The 16720-nt window shown below is 42.9% G+C and carries 13 protein-coding genes; 11 read left to right on the forward strand and 2 right to left on the reverse strand.

The annotated features are described in order from the left end of the window. The first annotated feature begins 20 nt into the window (after nt 1–20). The 4 genes from ACO6S0_RS10505 to ACO6S0_RS10520 all read left to right on the forward strand — a co-directional run bounded on the left by ACO6S0_RS10505 (nt 21) and on the right by ACO6S0_RS10520 (nt 3274). Nucleotides 21–551 (forward strand): hypothetical protein, encoded by a 531-nt coding sequence (locus ACO6S0_RS10505; protein ID WP_422348335.1) that lies wholly within the window; start codon nt 21–23, stop codon nt 549–551. Continuing rightward, nucleotides 544–987 carry a Spy/CpxP family protein refolding chaperone gene (locus ACO6S0_RS10510; RefSeq protein WP_422348336.1) on the forward strand — a complete coding sequence of 148 codons (444 nt, stop codon included), beginning with the start codon at nt 544–546 and terminating at the stop codon, nt 985–987. Before ACO6S0_RS10505 ends, ACO6S0_RS10510 begins: the two co-directional genes overlap by 8 nt. A gap of 237 nt (nt 988–1224) precedes the next feature. Continuing rightward, complete coding sequence (locus ACO6S0_RS10515; RefSeq protein WP_422348337.1) at nt 1225–2778, forward strand: hypothetical protein; 1554 nt, start codon at nt 1225–1227, stop codon at nt 2776–2778. A gap of 148 nt (nt 2779–2926) precedes the next feature. Further along, on the forward strand, nt 2927–3274 hold the full coding sequence (locus tag ACO6S0_RS10520) for a DUF6515 family protein (protein ID WP_422348338.1): 348 nt from the start codon (nt 2927–2929) through the stop codon (nt 3272–3274). A gap of 50 nt (nt 3275–3324) precedes the next feature. Here ACO6S0_RS10520 and ACO6S0_RS10525 read toward each other — a convergent pair whose 3' ends face one another. Further along, the gene (locus tag ACO6S0_RS10525) at nt 3325–4356 is read right to left on the reverse strand and encodes a YCF48-related protein (RefSeq protein WP_422348339.1); all 1032 of its coding nucleotides are present in this window, start codon (nt 4354–4356) and stop codon (nt 3325–3327) included. A gap of 71 nt (nt 4357–4427) precedes the next feature. Here ACO6S0_RS10525 and ACO6S0_RS10530 point away from each other — a divergent pair, with 71 nt between their 5' ends. The 6 genes from ACO6S0_RS10530 (at nt 4428) to ACO6S0_RS10555 (ending at nt 14024) form a co-directional block, all read left to right on the forward strand. Beyond that, complete coding sequence (locus ACO6S0_RS10530) at nt 4428–5639, forward strand: RsmB/NOP family class I SAM-dependent RNA methyltransferase (RefSeq protein ID WP_422348340.1); 1212 nt, start codon at nt 4428–4430, stop codon at nt 5637–5639. Nucleotides 5640–5889: 250 nt separating this feature from the next. Then, nucleotides 5890–6798, forward strand: a complete 909-nt coding sequence (locus ACO6S0_RS10535; RefSeq protein WP_422348341.1) for a helix-turn-helix domain-containing protein — start codon at nt 5890–5892, stop codon at nt 6796–6798. Nucleotides 6799–6884: 86 nt separating this feature from the next. Further along, nucleotides 6885–7640 (forward strand): SDR family NAD(P)-dependent oxidoreductase, encoded by a 756-nt coding sequence (locus ACO6S0_RS10540; protein ID WP_422348342.1) that lies wholly within the window; start codon nt 6885–6887, stop codon nt 7638–7640. Nucleotides 7641–7761: 121 nt separating this feature from the next. Further along, nucleotides 7762–11466, forward strand: coding sequence for a phosphoribosylformylglycinamidine synthase (gene purL, locus ACO6S0_RS10545; RefSeq protein WP_422348343.1), 3705 nt, complete (start codon nt 7762–7764; stop codon nt 11464–11466). A gap of 159 nt (nt 11467–11625) precedes the next feature. Next, nucleotides 11626–12087 (forward strand): GNAT family N-acetyltransferase, encoded by a 462-nt coding sequence (locus ACO6S0_RS10550; RefSeq protein WP_422348344.1) that lies wholly within the window; start codon nt 11626–11628, stop codon nt 12085–12087. A gap of 164 nt (nt 12088–12251) precedes the next feature. Next, nucleotides 12252–14024 (forward strand): AMP-dependent synthetase/ligase, encoded by a 1773-nt coding sequence (locus ACO6S0_RS10555; RefSeq protein ID WP_422348345.1) that lies wholly within the window; start codon nt 12252–12254, stop codon nt 14022–14024. A gap of 771 nt (nt 14025–14795) precedes the next feature. Here ACO6S0_RS10555 and ACO6S0_RS10560 read toward each other — a convergent pair. Next, nucleotides 14796–16091: an IPT/TIG domain-containing protein gene (locus tag ACO6S0_RS10560; RefSeq protein ID WP_422348346.1), complete on the reverse strand. Its 1296-nt coding sequence runs from the start codon at nt 16089–16091 to the stop codon at nt 14796–14798. Nucleotides 16092–16267: 176 nt separating this feature from the next. On the opposite strand from ACO6S0_RS10560, the gene ACO6S0_RS10565 reads away from it, so the two are divergent. Beyond that, the gene (locus ACO6S0_RS10565; RefSeq protein ID WP_422348347.1) at nt 16268–16714 is read left to right on the forward strand and encodes a MarR family winged helix-turn-helix transcriptional regulator; all 447 of its coding nucleotides are present in this window, start codon (nt 16268–16270) and stop codon (nt 16712–16714) included. Nucleotides 16715–16720: the final 6 nt, after the last annotated feature.

The raw sequence follows: 16720 nt of genomic DNA on the forward strand, positions 1-16720 counted from the left end.
TCGGGGGTCAAACAAAAAAGATGGGAAAGGATAAAAAAAATAAATTCAAAACTCCGGAAGGTTATTTCGATAACTTTCATGACCGACTTATGGACAGAATCCAGCAGGAGGATTCCCAAGAGGAAAATTCCATAATTCCTAAGTCGGACGGTTTTGCTGTGCCCGAAACCTACTTTGAAGACCTTACCCCAAAAGTAATGGCCCAACTGGAACCTAAAGAAGTTAAGGTTGTTCAACTTAAACCGTATAAGAAAATATACTACAGCATAGCTGGAGTTGCCGCAGTATTGCTGTTGTTCTTTGGACTCAATGGAAACCATACCGATACGGTAACCTTTGATGACTTGGCAAATTCTGAACTGGAAGCCTATTTTGATACTACCGACCTCAATCTTTCTTCCTATGAAATTGCCGAGGTGATTTCGCTGGAGCAAATTGAACTGTCCGATATGTTGGACCAACATTTGGGCGAGGAGCAAATTTTGGAATATCTGGATGAAAATGTGGAGGACATTGAGGATTTAAACCTAGACTACAATGATTATGACTAAAAAAATACTCATTCTAATTTTCAGTTTTGCCATGGGAACCTCATGGTTTTATGCCCAGGGTCCTGCCCGTGAACGCATCAAAACCCTAAAAGTGGCATTTATTACGGAGCGTTTGAACCTCACCAGCCAAGAGGCGCAATCCTTCTGGCCCATTTACAATGAATACGAAGAAACTTTAGAGCGTATTCGCAGAACCGAACGCATGGAACTTCGCTCCCAAATAGCATTCATCCAGGATTTATCCAATGCAGAGTCCTCTACCCTATTGACCAAGTTTTTGGATGTACAAGAAGAAAAGCATGAAGCCCAACTGGAGTTCATCTCCAAGATAAAAAATGTGATTTCGCCAAAAAAGACCTTGCTACTGCTGAAGGCCGAAGAAGATTTTAAAAAGCGACTGTTACAACAAATGCGAAAACGTAGGGGTGGCGGGTAACCTCTTAAGCATGTCAATATCCGTACTTGAGTCAAGTGCCTAAATATGCAGCTTATAGATGAATTCTATTTAATCCAATCGAGCTTCCCAAATATTTATCAATTGAAATCTTCCATCCGTCAATTGATACATGTCATTGATCAATTCTGACCTGATCACTGGCGAGCAATAAGATTTATTTGCAGTACCCTACAATTACAAGGGTGTTAATTGAAAAAACTGCTTAAAAATCTTATTATGAAAATCAAAGCATTATTTACTATTGCCATGACTACGATTCTCTGGAGCTGCAGCTCGGATGACCCTGCAAACATACAGAATCCTGAACCTACTGTCTCGGAACTGCAAAAAGAGACCGCTGATCTTTTAACGGATGATGGAAACTCCAAAGTATGGAGAATTGCATCAGCGAAACTTGTTAATGGTGACGAAGTCCTTGATATTACAGATAATTTTAATGTGGCCGATGATGAGTTCATCTTTTCAGGTGGAACGGATGGGTCTCTAGAGTGGCGCAGAGGTCATGATGTCAACAAATCTGCATCAACCGTAGACGGAACATTGCTTGACTACTATAGGTCACCAAAGACTTCCTCATTTTCTTTTGTTGGGGAAAGCACCTCTGATTTGGCATCCGATGATTTTGATATCAAAGTAATGGAAGATGGAACAGTGGAAGCGACATTGTCAGGATCAGTAACAGCAAAAAGTGGTGCCAACGCAGGAAAGTCCACTGAAGGGATTTTGAATTTTACTTTGGCTGGCAAGGATGTGGTAGACTACAAAGCTCCAGTCGAAGATCTTGATTTTTCCGAGGCTTTTACATTTGAATCTGCGGCAATTAATGGCCGTTCCCCAGGGATGATCGGATCTTACAGTGACAATAGTTTTTTTATTGTTACCAAGGAAGATGTTCTTGATAACTTCGAAAAAAGACCTGAGCGAGTAATCAAATTCAATATGAATGATAACTCCCAGACAGACTATGTCAATTATGATTCTGAAGAAGATGCTGTTTCCAAACAATTGCATATTGTCAATAATCAACTCATAGCATTTGGAGCTAGATATGTAAATACCTATGGATTGGACATTTCTGGCGCCCCGACTTCCGTACCTCACAATATCATATCCGAGGAGTACGAAATGGAAATTGCCTTTACCCGTTTTGGGATATCGGTTCAAGACGATGCTGCATATATTATAGGCGGGGCATTTATTCCTGCAACTATTGACAATAGTGCAATTTTCGAAATAGAGGAAGCAAAGAATATTTACAAATGGGATTTGGAAAGTCAAACTTCTACCTTATTCGCAACCCTCCCAGAAACCAGATATGGTGCCAGAGGTACCATTATCAACAATAAAATGTATGTGTTTGGAGGAGGCCAAGATTTTTACGATACAAATCCCTCCAATACCATTTACATTATTGACATGGACAATCCCACCGATATTGAAACCCTCTACATGGAAAAACCATTGAGTTTTAGTTTTGTCCAAAAAAATGAGAATTTGATTTATGTGGCTGGCTTCAAAGCAAATGTAGAAATGGAAGATGATGTTTTAACCGTTGTTGGAAAGGAAACTACAATTGGGGTGTTCAATACATTGGATAACAGTTTTACTGAACTAACACATAACCTACCCAAACCAAGTGTACACCATTCCATCCATCAAATGGCATTGTTCAATGATGAAATGTACATAATCTATGGCGGAGAGCACGGTGAAGAAATTCTTGATAGCTTTTATGAGGAGTGGGCCATTTACAAAGCGGATCTAAATTAATGCGGTACGAATTAAAGTGAGTTCGATGAAATTTTGTTCACTGATCTAATCGATAAAAAACATAAAAAAGGAGCCAATTGGCTCCTTTTTTAATTAAACCATCTCCCATTTCCATAGTCAAAGAACCAGAAACCATAAAATCTACATTATGAAAGCTTTAAAAACAATCCTAGTCGCCGTGGCCCTTTTGGGAACAATGGCCGTTAGTGCCCAAAGAACAGTGGTTCGCGTATATCCCAAACACGGAACCGTGGTAACTACCATTAAAAAACCACGAGTAGTGGTGCACAAAAAGACCAATTTTTATTTCGCGGATGGCGTGTGGTATAAAGCACGGGGAAAAAGGTATGTGGTCTGTGCGGCCCCAGTAGGAATCAAAGTGAAAAGACTTCCCAGAACCCGAACCGTGGTTGTGGTAAACGGAAGAAAACTATATAAATCCAGAGGTGTCTGGTATAAAAAATCAGGTCGCCATTACGTGGTGGTCAACGTTTAAGTTGGTTTGGTTAGTAGTTAGAAAAGAGCGGCGATATTCTCGTCGCTTTTTTATTGAAATACCAATTTGGCAATCCTGTTTTTTCCAGAGGCATAGGCAACCGTATCGTTCAAAAAACGAAGGGAGTAAAAGCCTTCATCACTGAGCTGTTTCCAATGCTGTCCTGAATCTTGGGAATAGGAAATCCCGGTAAATCCTACGGCTACCAATCCCTCCCCATCGGAATGGGGTACATACTGCACACAACTTTTATAGTTGGGTTCCTCCCCATCGGCAATCAATTGCCAAGTTACACCCCCATCTTGGGTAACCACCTTATTGGCTTTGTTGGATTGGGGCTGGGTATAATCCCCTCCAATGGCAAACCCGATGTTTTCATCATAAAAATCAATGGAATAAATACCTTCGGTAGGTTTCTCTTTAACAATGGGCGTTACCGTTTTTGACCAAGTTTCACCCTTGTCCTTGGACTTATATATGGCGCCAGCCGTTGTCGCAATCCAAGCATTGTTGCCCACAATAGCAATATTGGTGTTGCTGGCTGCAAAAGCCGCTTCCCCTTCTTCGGCTTCTGGCAACTGTGAACAAGGCAATTTAGTCCAGGTATTACCCCCATCCCGGGTAATGATGATAGACAGGCATCCGTGCATGCTATCGCCAACGGCCATTCCTTCCCTATCGTTCCAAAATTTCAGGGAATCATAAAAAACACCTTCACCTTCTTCCTTATACACCAATTCCATGGTTCCAGCATCTCCAGTTTTGTAGAGTAATGCCGGATTTCCAGCCGAAAGCATGAAAAAGTCCGAAGACGTCTTTCCCACCGCCCTAAATCCAGGATAAAGGCTGTCATGGGTTTGTCTATTGGAACGCACCTTGTGGTTGACAACATCCACGGTTCCATATACGCCTCCACTCCCCGCAAATGCCAATGTTTTGCTATCCAAAAACGCAAGAGCACGTATGCTTACCGAGTCTTCAAAAACCGTCTTTATCTGAACCGTGGAAAAATGCTTTGGTTTTTCCTTTTCGGAACAGGCAACGATCAAAATCAATAAGGCAAGCAATGGGAAGTATTTCATGCAGATGTGTTTGTTCAAATGTAATTGGAATCTTATTAGAAACCATACCTTTGCATTTCTTAATTTTTGGGATGCGATTACACCGAAACTTGGTCTTTGCCGTAATTGATGCGTTGAACATGATCTTCAACGAAAATGAATATGCCGATAAGGTAATTGAGAAAGTACTGCGGTATGATAAGCGATGGGGTTCACGGGATCGCGGCTTTATTGCTGAAACCACTTACGATATTGTACGTTGGAAACGCCTTTATACTGAAATATCGGAGGTGCACGAACCTTACTCTAGGGAACATTTGTTCCGATTGTTTGCCGTATGGTGTGTGCTGCGTGGCATCCGAATCCCGGATTGGAAGCAATTGGAAGGTACTCCCGAGCGTCGGATCAAGGGTAGGTTTGATGAGCTGTCCAAAATCAGAAAAATAAAAGAATCCGTACCAGATTGGATGGATGAACTTGGTGAAAAGTCATTGGGAAATGAACTTTGGACAAAGGAAATCACTGCCTTGAACAAGCAGGCCGAGGTCATTCTTAGAACCAATACCTTGAAAATAAAAAAGGAACAGCTTCAAATTGCCTTGGAACAACATGAAATTGAAACTGAACCTATCAAGGGCTATCCCGATGCCTTAAAACTCAAGGAAAGAAAAAATGTTTTCACCACGGAATCCTTTAAGGATGGCTTGTTTGAAGTGCAGGATGCCTCTTCTCAACTGGTAGCTCCTTTTTTGGAGGTAAAACCTGGACAACGAGTGGTGGATGCCTGTGCCGGTGCTGGCGGGAAGACTTTGCATTTGGCCGCACAAATGGAAAACAAAGGACAGCTGATTGCCCTCGACATTTATGAGAGTAAACTCAAAAAACTGAAGATTCGGGCGCGTCGCAATGGGGTCCACAATGTGGAAACAAGGGTTATTGATTCCACCAAGGTCATCAAAAAACTGCACAATAGTGCAGACCGACTTCTACTGGATGCTCCTTGCTCAGGCTTGGGCGTAATTCGTCGTAATCCAGACTCCAAATGGAAGTTGGAACCTGAATTTATTGACCGTATCATGGGGGTTCAGCAGGATATACTTCAGAACTACAGCAAAATGCTCAAAAAAGGTGGGCAAATGGTATATGCCACCTGTTCTATTCTTCCACAAGAAAACACGGAGCAGGTACAAAAATTCTTGGATTCTGAACCTGGGCAAGAATTTACCTTGGTCAAGGAGCAAAATTTATTTGCATCAGAACATGGGTATGATGGTTTCTATATGGCGTTGCTCAGGAAACAATGAGCAGTGAACAATGAAAAAAAGCTATTCGATTTTCAAATTCCAAACTTGAAATCCCAAACACAGATACCAAGCACCAAATACCAAGTTCCATACTTCAAAAATCAAACTTAAGTTCAAGCTTCAACGCGCTGCCCGTTAACCCAAGACCCATGACCAGAGACCAAAGACCAAAGACCGAAGACTAGAGACCAGAGACCCAAGACTTCAAATTCCAAGAATCCCATTTATTTGATTTATGTAACTTTGAAGCATGGCAAAACGTGTTTCCATCGAGGAGTTTTATAGTTTCAGTCAAAACCGCATTCCAGAAGATCTCAAAACAGGGATAGGGCATTTCAATGTATTTAAGTTGGATGAATTTGCGGGGCCCAAGCCCAAACCTATGCCCTTTAACCGTAGGGATTACTTCAAAATAAGTCTGGTATCCGGCAGAAGTAAGGTGCACTACGCTGATAAGGTTGTGCCGGTCGATGAACATGTGCTGGTATTCTCCAACCCACAAATACCGTACAACTGGGAACAAATAGATGAGCAACTTACAGGGTATTTTTGTGTATTCACCGAAACTTTTTTTCATCAATTTGGCGCACTCTTGAATTACCCAGTTTTTCAGCCCGGAGGGATTCCCGTGGTGCAGTTGACCCATCAGGATATGGATAGGTTTACGCCCTTGTTTCAACGCATGTTCGAAGAGCTGAATTCAGATTACGCCTTCAAATATGATATCTTGAGAAACCTAGTTTTTGAACTCATTCATGAGGCTATGAAACTGCAGCCCGCCCATACCATTGCCAATATCCATTCCAACGCCTCGGAAAGAATCACCTCCCTTTTTACCGAATTATTGGAAAGACAGTTCCCCATAGAGAGCACGGGGCAGCGCATGAAGCTTCGTTTTCCATCTGATTTTGCCAATCAACTCAGCATCCATACAAACCACTTAAACAGGGCATTACAGGAGGTTGAGCAGAAAAGCACCTCCCACTTAATTGCGGAACGGGTTATCAAAGAAGCCAAGATACTCGTAAGACACAGCAATTGGAATATAGCCGAGATTGCATATGCGCTCGGATTTGAGGAAACTGCCCATTTTTCCAACTTCTTCAAAAAACACACCGACCTCTCCCCCTTAAAGTTTCGAAAAATCGAAATTGTTTGATTTTTGCAATTATTGGATTGACCCTCACAAGATAATCAAGTCATCCCCGCTGAACTTTGCAGTATTCATAACTAAAAACAAAAAACATGAGTACAAAAATTGCATTGATTACAGGCGGAAGTCGAGGGCTGGGTAAGGACATGGCCATTGAACTTGCAAAAAAAGGCTTGAATGTGGTCATCACATACCATTCAAACAAAGCAGCTGCCGAAACCACCATTGGGGAGATAGAGGTCATGGGCAGACAAGGTGTTGCCTTGCAGCTGGACACCACCAGTCTTTCTTTTGAATCCTTCAAGGTCCAGTTGGCCCAAACCCTTAAAAAGGAGTTCAACTCGGACGGTATTGATTTTCTAATCAATAATGCCGGATTCGGGTATAACGCATCTATTACCGAAACCACTGAGAAAAATTTCGATCAGTTGTTTAATGTCCACTTTAAGGGGGTCTATTTTTTAACCCAGACCCTTTTACCCATTCTAAAGGATGGGGGTGGAATTGTCAATATATCAAGCGGGCTTGCTCGTTTTTCTTTTCCCGGATATTCGGCCTATGCGGCAATGAAAGGGGCTGTGGAAGTCTTTACCAGATATCTGGCCAAAGAGTTGGGATCAAGGAAAATTAAAGCAAACACGGTTGCTCCTGGGGCAATCAACACCGATTTCAACAAGGAACGTTTTGAGGAAATGCCTCAAATGGTTGAGCATATAGCCAACCTAACTCCCTTAGGGCGAGTAGGTGAAAGCCATGATATTGGTGGTTTGGTCGCTTTTTTATGTACAGATGAGGCCAAATGGATCAACGGTCAGCGCATTGAAGCCTCTGGAGGGATGTTTGTATAGCAACCGGTTTTCCAAAAACTATTAACAATCCAAGGTTGAAAACTGTTGTTGAGCTTGGCATGGAATCGTATAGAAAAGCGTAAATTTGCACTTTCTTAATCTGTTCAACAATTAGGCTGATATGATTCATTTCTTTGGGGACAAGGCAACTAAGGTTTTTGCCGTCCAGACCACTCAAGAAATTGCACCAAAAGACATTCAAAAACTTACATGGTTGTTCGCCTGTCCCGAACTAGTTTCGGCAGCAACAAAAAAACCTCTGGCGTCTCTTGACGCCTTTTTTATTGGGCCTCGGGCGGCCATGATAACCCCTTGGAGCACCAATGCCACAGAGATAACCCAGAATATGGGCATAGAGGGAATTCAAAGAATTGAGGAATTTCACGCAACCGAAGAGGGGCATCAGGACTATGACCCCATGCTTTTTCAAAAGTATCAGGGATTAAACCAAGATGTTTTTACTATTGATATTGTTCCCGAGCCCATTTTGGAAATTGATGATATTGCCAGCTATAACCAGCAGGAAGGTTTGGCATTGAGTGATGACGAAGTCTCTTATTTGGAGGAACTGGCGGAACGTATTGGCAGAAAGCTGACGGATTCGGAGGTATTTGGCTTCAGTCAAGTAAATTCTGAACATTGCCGACATAAAATTTTCAACGGGACATTTATTATAGATGGGGAAGAAAAGCCATCGTCCTTGTTCAAAATGATCAAAAAGACTTCGGAGGAAAATCCGAATGGAATTGTTTCAGCCTACAAGGACAATGTAGCTTTTATCGATGGGCCCAAAGCGGTGCAATTTGCTCCCAAAACAGCCGACAAGCCTGACTATTATGAAGAAACGGAGTTCGATTCGGTTTTATCGTTGAAAGCCGAAACCCATAATTTTCCAACCACGGTAGAACCTTTTAACGGGGCAGCCACAGGTTCAGGAGGAGAAATCAGAGACCGTTTGGCAGGCGGAAAAGGCTCGCTTCCTTTGGCAGGAACAGCAGTGTACATGACCGCTTACTCCCGATTGGAAGACCCATTCGACTCCGCTCAGGGCCGTCCATGGGAAAAGGGCATGGTGGAACGCGACTGGTTGTACCAGACTCCCATGGATATTTTGATCAAGGCTTCCAACGGTGCCTCCGATTTTGGGAACAAATTTGGACAACCCCTAATTGCAGGTTCCGTACTTACCTTCGAACATCAAGAGGAAGCTCGAAAATTAGGCTTTGATAAGGTTATTATGCTGGCCGGGGGAATTGGATATGGAAAAAAAGAGCAAGCCCTTAAGGATCAACCCCAGAAGGAAGACAGAATTGTCATTCTGGGAGGAGATAATTATCGTATAGGGATGGGAGGTGCCGCAGTATCCAGTGCAGATACTGGGGAATTTAGTTCTGCCATTGAACTGAATGCGGTACAACGCTCCAATCCCGAAATGCAAAAAAGAGCCTCCAATGCCATTCGAGGAATGGTGGAGAGTCATGATAACCCTATTGTTTCCATACATGATCATGGTGCTGGTGGACATCTCAACTGTTTGTCCGAATTGGTTGAGGAAACCGGAGGTACCATCAATACCGATAAACTTCCTGTGGGGGACCCTACCCTATCGGCCAAAGAACTTATCGGTAACGAATCCCAGGAAAGAATGGGATTGGTCATTGGTAAAAAAGACTTGGATTTATTAGATCGTATCGCGGCTCGTGAGCGCTCCCCCATGTACAATGTGGGCGAGGTTACAGGAGATCATCGATTTACATTTGTTTCGGATAAATCCGGGGATAAACCCATGGATTTGGAGCTTTCCGACATGTTTGGAAGTTCCCCAAAAACCATCATGGAGGACAGCACGGTGTCTCGGGAATATCCCAAGCTCAAGTACTCCCTGGAACATTTTCACGATTATCTGGAACAATTGCTTCAGTTGGAGGCCGTGGCCTGCAAAGACTGGCTGACCAACAAAGTGGATCGCTGTGTTGGAGGTCGGGTGGCCAAACAACAATGTACAGGTCCATTACAATTGCCATTGAATAATTGCGGGGTGATGGCATTGGATTTCAAAAGCAAGGAAGGAATTGCCACCAGTATTGGACACTCGCCAATTTCGGGCTTGGTAGACCCCGTTGCCGGTAGCCATAATAGTATCACGGAAGCTTTGACTAATATCATATGGGCACCGTTGAAGGATGGACTTAAATCGGTTTCCTTATCCGCCAATTGGATGTGGCCCTGTAAAAATGAAGGCGAAGACGCTCGTTTATACGAGGCTGTTAAAGCTGTTTCCGATTTTTCCATTGCGCTGGGAATCAACGTTCCTACAGGAAAAGATTCCCTTTCCATGAAGCAAAAATATAAGGATGGGGATGTGATTTCACCCGGCACAGTAATCATTTCTGCGGCCGCAAATTGTAACGACATCAACAAAATTGTTGAACCTGTCCTGCAAAAAGATGGCGGGGATATCTATTACATCAACTTATCCAAAGATGGACACAAGCTAGGAGGTTCCTCATTCGCACAAATCCTGAATAAAATAGGTGACGAAGCTCCTTCAGTAAAAGATGCAGCCTATGTGAAGTTGGTTTTCAACACCCTACAGTCATTGATAAAAGAGGATAAAATTCTTGCGGGTCATGATGTGGCCTCTGGCGGATTGATCACTACGCTTTTGGAAATGTGTTTTGCTGATTTGGCTCTTGGAGCGCAACTGGATCTTACCGAAATTGGTGAGGAAGATACCATCAAATTACTTTTCGCCGAAAATGCGGGAATTGTTTTCCAAGCTGCCGACAGTTCGGTGGAAGAAGTGCTAAGGGATTCGGGGATTGAGGCAATCAAAATTGGTTCGGTTGCTTCAAAAGAGGAACTGACCATCAAAAACCACGGCATAGAAATAGGCTTGAATATTCCATCGCTAAGAGACACTTGGTTCAAAACTTCATATCTTCTGGACGACAAGCAAACGGCAAACAATCTGGCCAAAGACCGCTATGAAAACTACAAAAACCAGCCGTTGGTTTACAAGTTTCCGGAAGGCGCCGCTTCGAGTGCCCCAATGAAATCGGGAAGTATTGAGAAGCCAAAGGCGGCCATCCTCCGCGAAAAAGGAAGCAACTCCGAACGCGAAATGGCCAATGCTATGTACCTGGCCGGATTTGATGTAAAAGATGTGCATATGACCGACCTGATTTCCGGCAGAGAAACTCTGGAAGACATTCAGTTTTTAGGTGCCGTAGGTGGTTTTTCCAATTCTGACGTACTCGGTAGTGCCAAGGGATGGGCTGGTGCCATCAAATACAATGAGAAGGCCAATAAGGTCATCAACAATTTCTTTGCTAGACCTGATACCTTATCCATTGGGATTTGCAATGGTTGTCAATTGTTCATGGAGTTGGATTTGATCAATCCGGATCACGAAACGCACGGGCGATTGACCTACAATGATTCGGGCAAGCACGAAAGTAATTTTACCTCGGTCAAGATTCAAGACAACAACTCAGTGATGTTGGGCTCTCTGGCGGGATCAACATTAGGAGTATGGATTTCCCATGGCGAAGGAAAGTTCAGCCTCCCACATTCTGAAGACCAATATGATATTGTGGCCAAATATGGTTATGAAGGCTATCCCGCCAACCCTAATGGGAGTGACTTCAATACCGCCATGCTATGCGACAAAACAGGTAGACACTTGGTGACCATGCCACATATTGAGCGTTCCACTTTTCCATGGAACTGGGCGCACTATCCGAAGGATAGGAATGATGAGGTCTCGCCTTGGCTACAAGCATTTATCAATGCTAGGGAATGGGTGGAACTTCATAGACTCTAGACTTTAGACGTAAGATACAAGACAATAGACACAAGACACAAGACACTTGGAATAACCTGATTCGGCATGGCAGTATGGTTCGTGTCAAACAATACAGCTATTTACCTCTCAAAAAGTAATTCGTTAAATTAGTGTCTAACCGTTAAAAACAACTCCATTGTGTCCAATATCATACGCCAAGCTACCCTTAAGGACGTTCCTGTCATAGTTGAAATGCTGGCCAATGACAAATTGGGCAAGCTACGGGAGGATTTTCGGAAACCCCTTCCTGAAAAGTATCTAAAAGCGTTTGAGAATATCAATAAAGACCCAAACCAAGAGTTGATGATAATCGAGGACGATTCCGGCAATACCATTGGCACCATGCAGCTCAGTTTTATTCAATATTTGACCTATCAAGGTGGGATTCGGGCCCAAATAGAGGCAGTTCGCGTACATCAGGAGTATCGCGGCAAGGGAATCGGCAAAAAATTGTTCCAATGGGCCATTGAGCACGCTAGGGAAAAAGGAGCTCATGTAGTACAACTCACCACGGATAAAAAACGCCCAGATGCTTTGGAATTTTACCAAGTCCTGGGGTTTAAAGCTTCCCATGAAGGCCTCAAATTACATTTGGGCTGAATCAAAACTGATGAAGACAACTTTCAATTCTTCAAGTACTTAAGGACTTAATGGATAAGTCCAAAAATTATCAATTCAACAATCCAACAGTCCAATTATCCAAAAATCCATTTTAAAATACCATATCCTTTCCCTATTTTGCAATTACTTTACAGAAACTTACTATGCAAACAGTTACCAGATTATTTGATTTTCCATATTACCAATTGGAAAAATTCCCCCTTGAAAATTCGCTGGTTACCAAATACAACGGAAAGTGGGTGCCTACTTCTACCCAGGCCTATATTGATCAGGCCAATGCCGTTAGCCGAGCTTTATTGAGATTAGGGGTTCAACCAAACGACAAAATTGCCGTGATTTCCATGACCAACAGAACGGAATGGAACATTATGGATATAGGGGTATTGCAAATCGGTGCGCAAAATGTACCTATCTACCCCACCATCTCAGCGGCGGATTACGAATATGTACTGAACCACTCCGAGGCAAAATACTGCTTTGTTTCCTGTAACGAAGTTCTGGAAAAGGTGCTTGAGGTATCTTCCAAAATCAAAAACCTGAAGGACGTGTACTCCTTTGACGAATTGGGCAATTGCAAAAACTGGAAAGAAGTTTTGGATCTGGGTGCGGACACATCCAATCAGGATGAAGTGGAAAAGTTGAAAGCGCAGGTAGCACCCAATGACCTGGCCACCTTGATTTATACCTCAGGTACCACGGGAAGGCCCAAAGGTGTGATGTTGTCCCATGATAATCTGGTAAGCAACGCCATTGAAAGTTCCAAACGTTTTCCCATTGTGGACGGCGAAACCCGCTCCCTAAGCTTTTTGCCCCTGTGCCATGTCTATGAGCGAATGCTTATTTATTTGTACCAATACAGAGGTGTAGCCATACATTATGCCGAATCCTTGGAAACCATAAGTGACAACCTCAAGGAAACGGAACCACATGTAATGACGGCCGTACCCCGTCTGTTGGAAAAGGTATACGACAAGATCATAGCCAAAGGAGCGGCACTTACTGGTATAAAAAGAAAGCTTTTCTTCTGGGCCGTTGAAGTGGGACTCAAATACGAACCGTATGGACAAAACGGTTGGTGGTACGAAAAGAAATTGGCCTTGGCCCGTAAACTAATTTTTAGCAAATGGAAAGAAGGGCTTGGTGGCAACCTAAAATTGATAGCCTCAGGTAGTGCTGCCTTACAACCCCGTCTGGCGCGAATTTTCAACGCTGCCGAAATGGGCGTAATGGAAGGATATGGCCTTACCGAGACTTCTCCCGTGGTTTCTGTAAACGATATGCGGGAAAGCGGTTTTAAAATTGGAACGGTAGGTAGACCTATTGCAAGAACGGAAGTAAAAATTGCCGATGACGGCGAAATCTGCATCAAAGGGCCACAAGTGATGCAAGGGTATTACAAAGACCCTGAAAAAACTGCGGAGGTTTTAAAAGATGGCTACTTCCATACCGGTGATATTGGAGAGGTGGATGCTGATGGTTTCCTGCGCATCACCGACCGTAAAAAGGAGATGTTCAAGACTTCTGGCGGAAAGTATGTGGCTCCGCAATTGTTGGAGAACCGTTTTAAGCAATCCCGGTTTATAGAACAGATCATGGTTGTGGGCGAAGGCGAGAAAATGCCCGCTGCCCTGATTCAACCCAATTTTGAGTTTTTGCACAAATGGGCCAAACGCCATGAGATTACGGTGGGTGCCAACTCAGATATAACCATAAATGACAAGGTCATTGCGCGTTTCCAGGAAGAAGTGGACTTGGCCAATGAGGACTTTGCCAAATGGGAGAAAGTAAAACAGTTTAGGCTCACCCCAGATGTATGGAGTGTGGATGATGGCCACCTGACCCCAACCATGAAACTGCGGCGGAAAATTGTCAAGGAAAAATATCTAGACCTGTATAATAGTATTTACGGGTATTAGAACCAACCAAAAAAAGAAACCCTCCGCTTTGCGGAGGGTTTTTACTTTTCATAATGACACATCCCCGATTTCGAACACTTCCCTAATTTCAACAAGTTGAAATTTTCCCTTCTCAAGAAGGGAGTTTTCTAAAAGGGCTCCAAAAGATTTCCCCTCTTGAGAGGGGCTAGGGGTGTGTTATCTGGACAAAGCTTAAAATCACTCTAACTTACCTTCACTTGGCAAAATTTATATCTACTAAACCTTCCAACTTGTTCTGAACGCAGTTGCCTTGCTCCAACTCCTTGATGGACTTCAACAAAATCTCCCTGTTTTTACCCCTAAGCAGATATTCAGTCTCTTTATTATCCAATCTACAAAACGTACGGAAATAAATACTTTTCACAATGACACATCCCCGATTTCGAACACTTCCCTAATTTCAACAAGTTGAAATTTTCCCTTCTCTAGAAGGGAGTTTTCTAAAAGGGCTCCAAAAGATTCCCCCCCTTGAGAGGGGCTAGGGGTGTGTTATTCTAGACAAAACTTAAAATCACTCTAACTTACCCCCTCTTGGCAAAATTTATATCTACTAAACCTTCCAACTCCTTGATGGACTTTAACAAAATCTCCTTGTTTTTTCCATAAAGCAAATAATCAGTCTCATTATTGTTAAGTCCACGGGACGTGTGCGAATAAATACTCTTTACCTCAAAAATTGACATTATGATATTGATATTGGGAGTACTCTCGCAAAGAAATGTTTACTCTATTCATTGAATCAAAAAGTGACTACTTTACATATACAGCATTTGCATACGTTGAACCATCCCCACCAAGTAGTTCGATTGGCTCTTCATCATTCTTCCATACAAATCCAGCCGTTTCTTCGCCATAATCACCATATCCAGCAACAAATACATCATTGTCATAAACGTAAACTGAGAATGCCTTTTCACCTCCTGAAAGAATCTTTGGTTCAGCGTTAACCCATAAAACTGCCTGATTATTCTCATCTCCGGCAATGTATGTGTCGGAATCAGCTGTCATAATAGAGTGTGCATATGCATGGTACTCTGCATCAGTGGATAGGATGACCTCCCCATTTTCCCATGCTCTGGCGATGTAATTATACGGATCAAGATTAAATTCGTGACCAGCCACATAAACGTCATCACCTTCAACATAAACCGAAAGTGCTCGTGCATCGTTACTATTTATATGCTCTAGGTATATAGGTTCACCGTTTTTCCACACTCTTGCATATTCATACCCATCTACAACCTGATATCCGGCTACATACAAATCAGTTCCACTAACGTAAATTGACTCTCCAAATGTATCGCTTGTTTCATCAAAAGTATATGAATCATATTCCTTACCATTTTTCCAAACCTTAGCTATGAAACGGCCATCTTCCTCTTCAAATCCGGTAACATAATAATCCGTTCCCGCAAGAAAAATGGAATTTGCAATGGCTTCATTTTGCCCATCAGTCAATAAGATTTCATCATCATCAATCCAAACTTTTGCCTGATTTGTATTGTTTAAACTTTCAAATCCAGCATTATAAACAACACCATCCTCCCTCACGGCAATAGAACGGGCACCTGCTTCGTTTTCACCATCGGTTAAAAACGTAACCTGGCCATCTTTCCAAAACATTGCAATAGCTTTGCTGTTATCATATCCACGACCAGCCACGTAAACACTTGGCCCCTGGGGTTCGGGAATTGCCAAAGTAAAATCCTTAATACTTGTGGCCGTTTCTGTACCAACAGTCACTTTAATCTTCCCATCAACATCTCCATTGGGCACAACAGCTACCAATTGGGTAGCGGTGGCGCTGTTTAAGGAAGCATTTACCCCATTAAATTGCACCACGTTCCCACTGGTAGTTGTGGCAAAGTTTTTACCCGTAATGGTCACCGTTTTGCCCACTTCTTGTGTCAAGGGAGCAAAACTGGTAATTTCCAGGGTATTGGCTTCCCCTGGTGGTGTGTCGTCATCTTTGTTCTTGCTACAGGCCAACACCAAAACACCGGTTGCGGCCAATACTAAAATGGAATTCCATATGTTTTTCATCATCTAAAATTTTGGGGCTAGTTTACTCGCTCCTAATGAAAAAACTTCCCCCAAATTGATGGATGCCCTTTTTCAATTGACGGATGGGCTTTCCTATTTGAAATTACTCCCAAACTAAATTGTATTTATTATGCATGCATAATAAATTTTTGTATATTTGGTCACACCAATCCTGTTCCATGAAAGATTTGACCATTGATTATGCTTTAAGGGCCACTTGGCAAGCAGTTAGCAAGATGTACAATGAAGAGGCCAAGAACTACGGGCTTACCATGGCCATAGGTTTTACCCTACTGAGCATAGACCCCAAAAAAGGTACCCCAAGTACCGCATTGGGGCCCAAAATGGGTATGGAGGCCACTAGCCTATCCAGAATTCTGAAAAACATAGAGGAACGGGGTTACATTCAACGGAAACCTAACCCCAAGGACGGGCGGGGCGTTTTGATCCACCTTACCGCTTTGGGGCTGGACAAACGCAAGGACTCCAAGGATGTGGTGCTTCGGTTCAACGAGGTGGTCAAAGAACATGTTTCCGAAGCCGACTTGGCTAGCTTTTTTAAGACCGCGGCAGTGATCAACAAGCTTATCGTAGATAAAAAAATATATATAAAATCAACAAATTAATTCCAA

The sequence above is a fragment of the Flagellimonas sp. genome (assembly GCF_965233845.1).
Lineage (GTDB): Bacteria > Bacteroidota > Bacteroidia > Flavobacteriales > Flavobacteriaceae > Flagellimonas.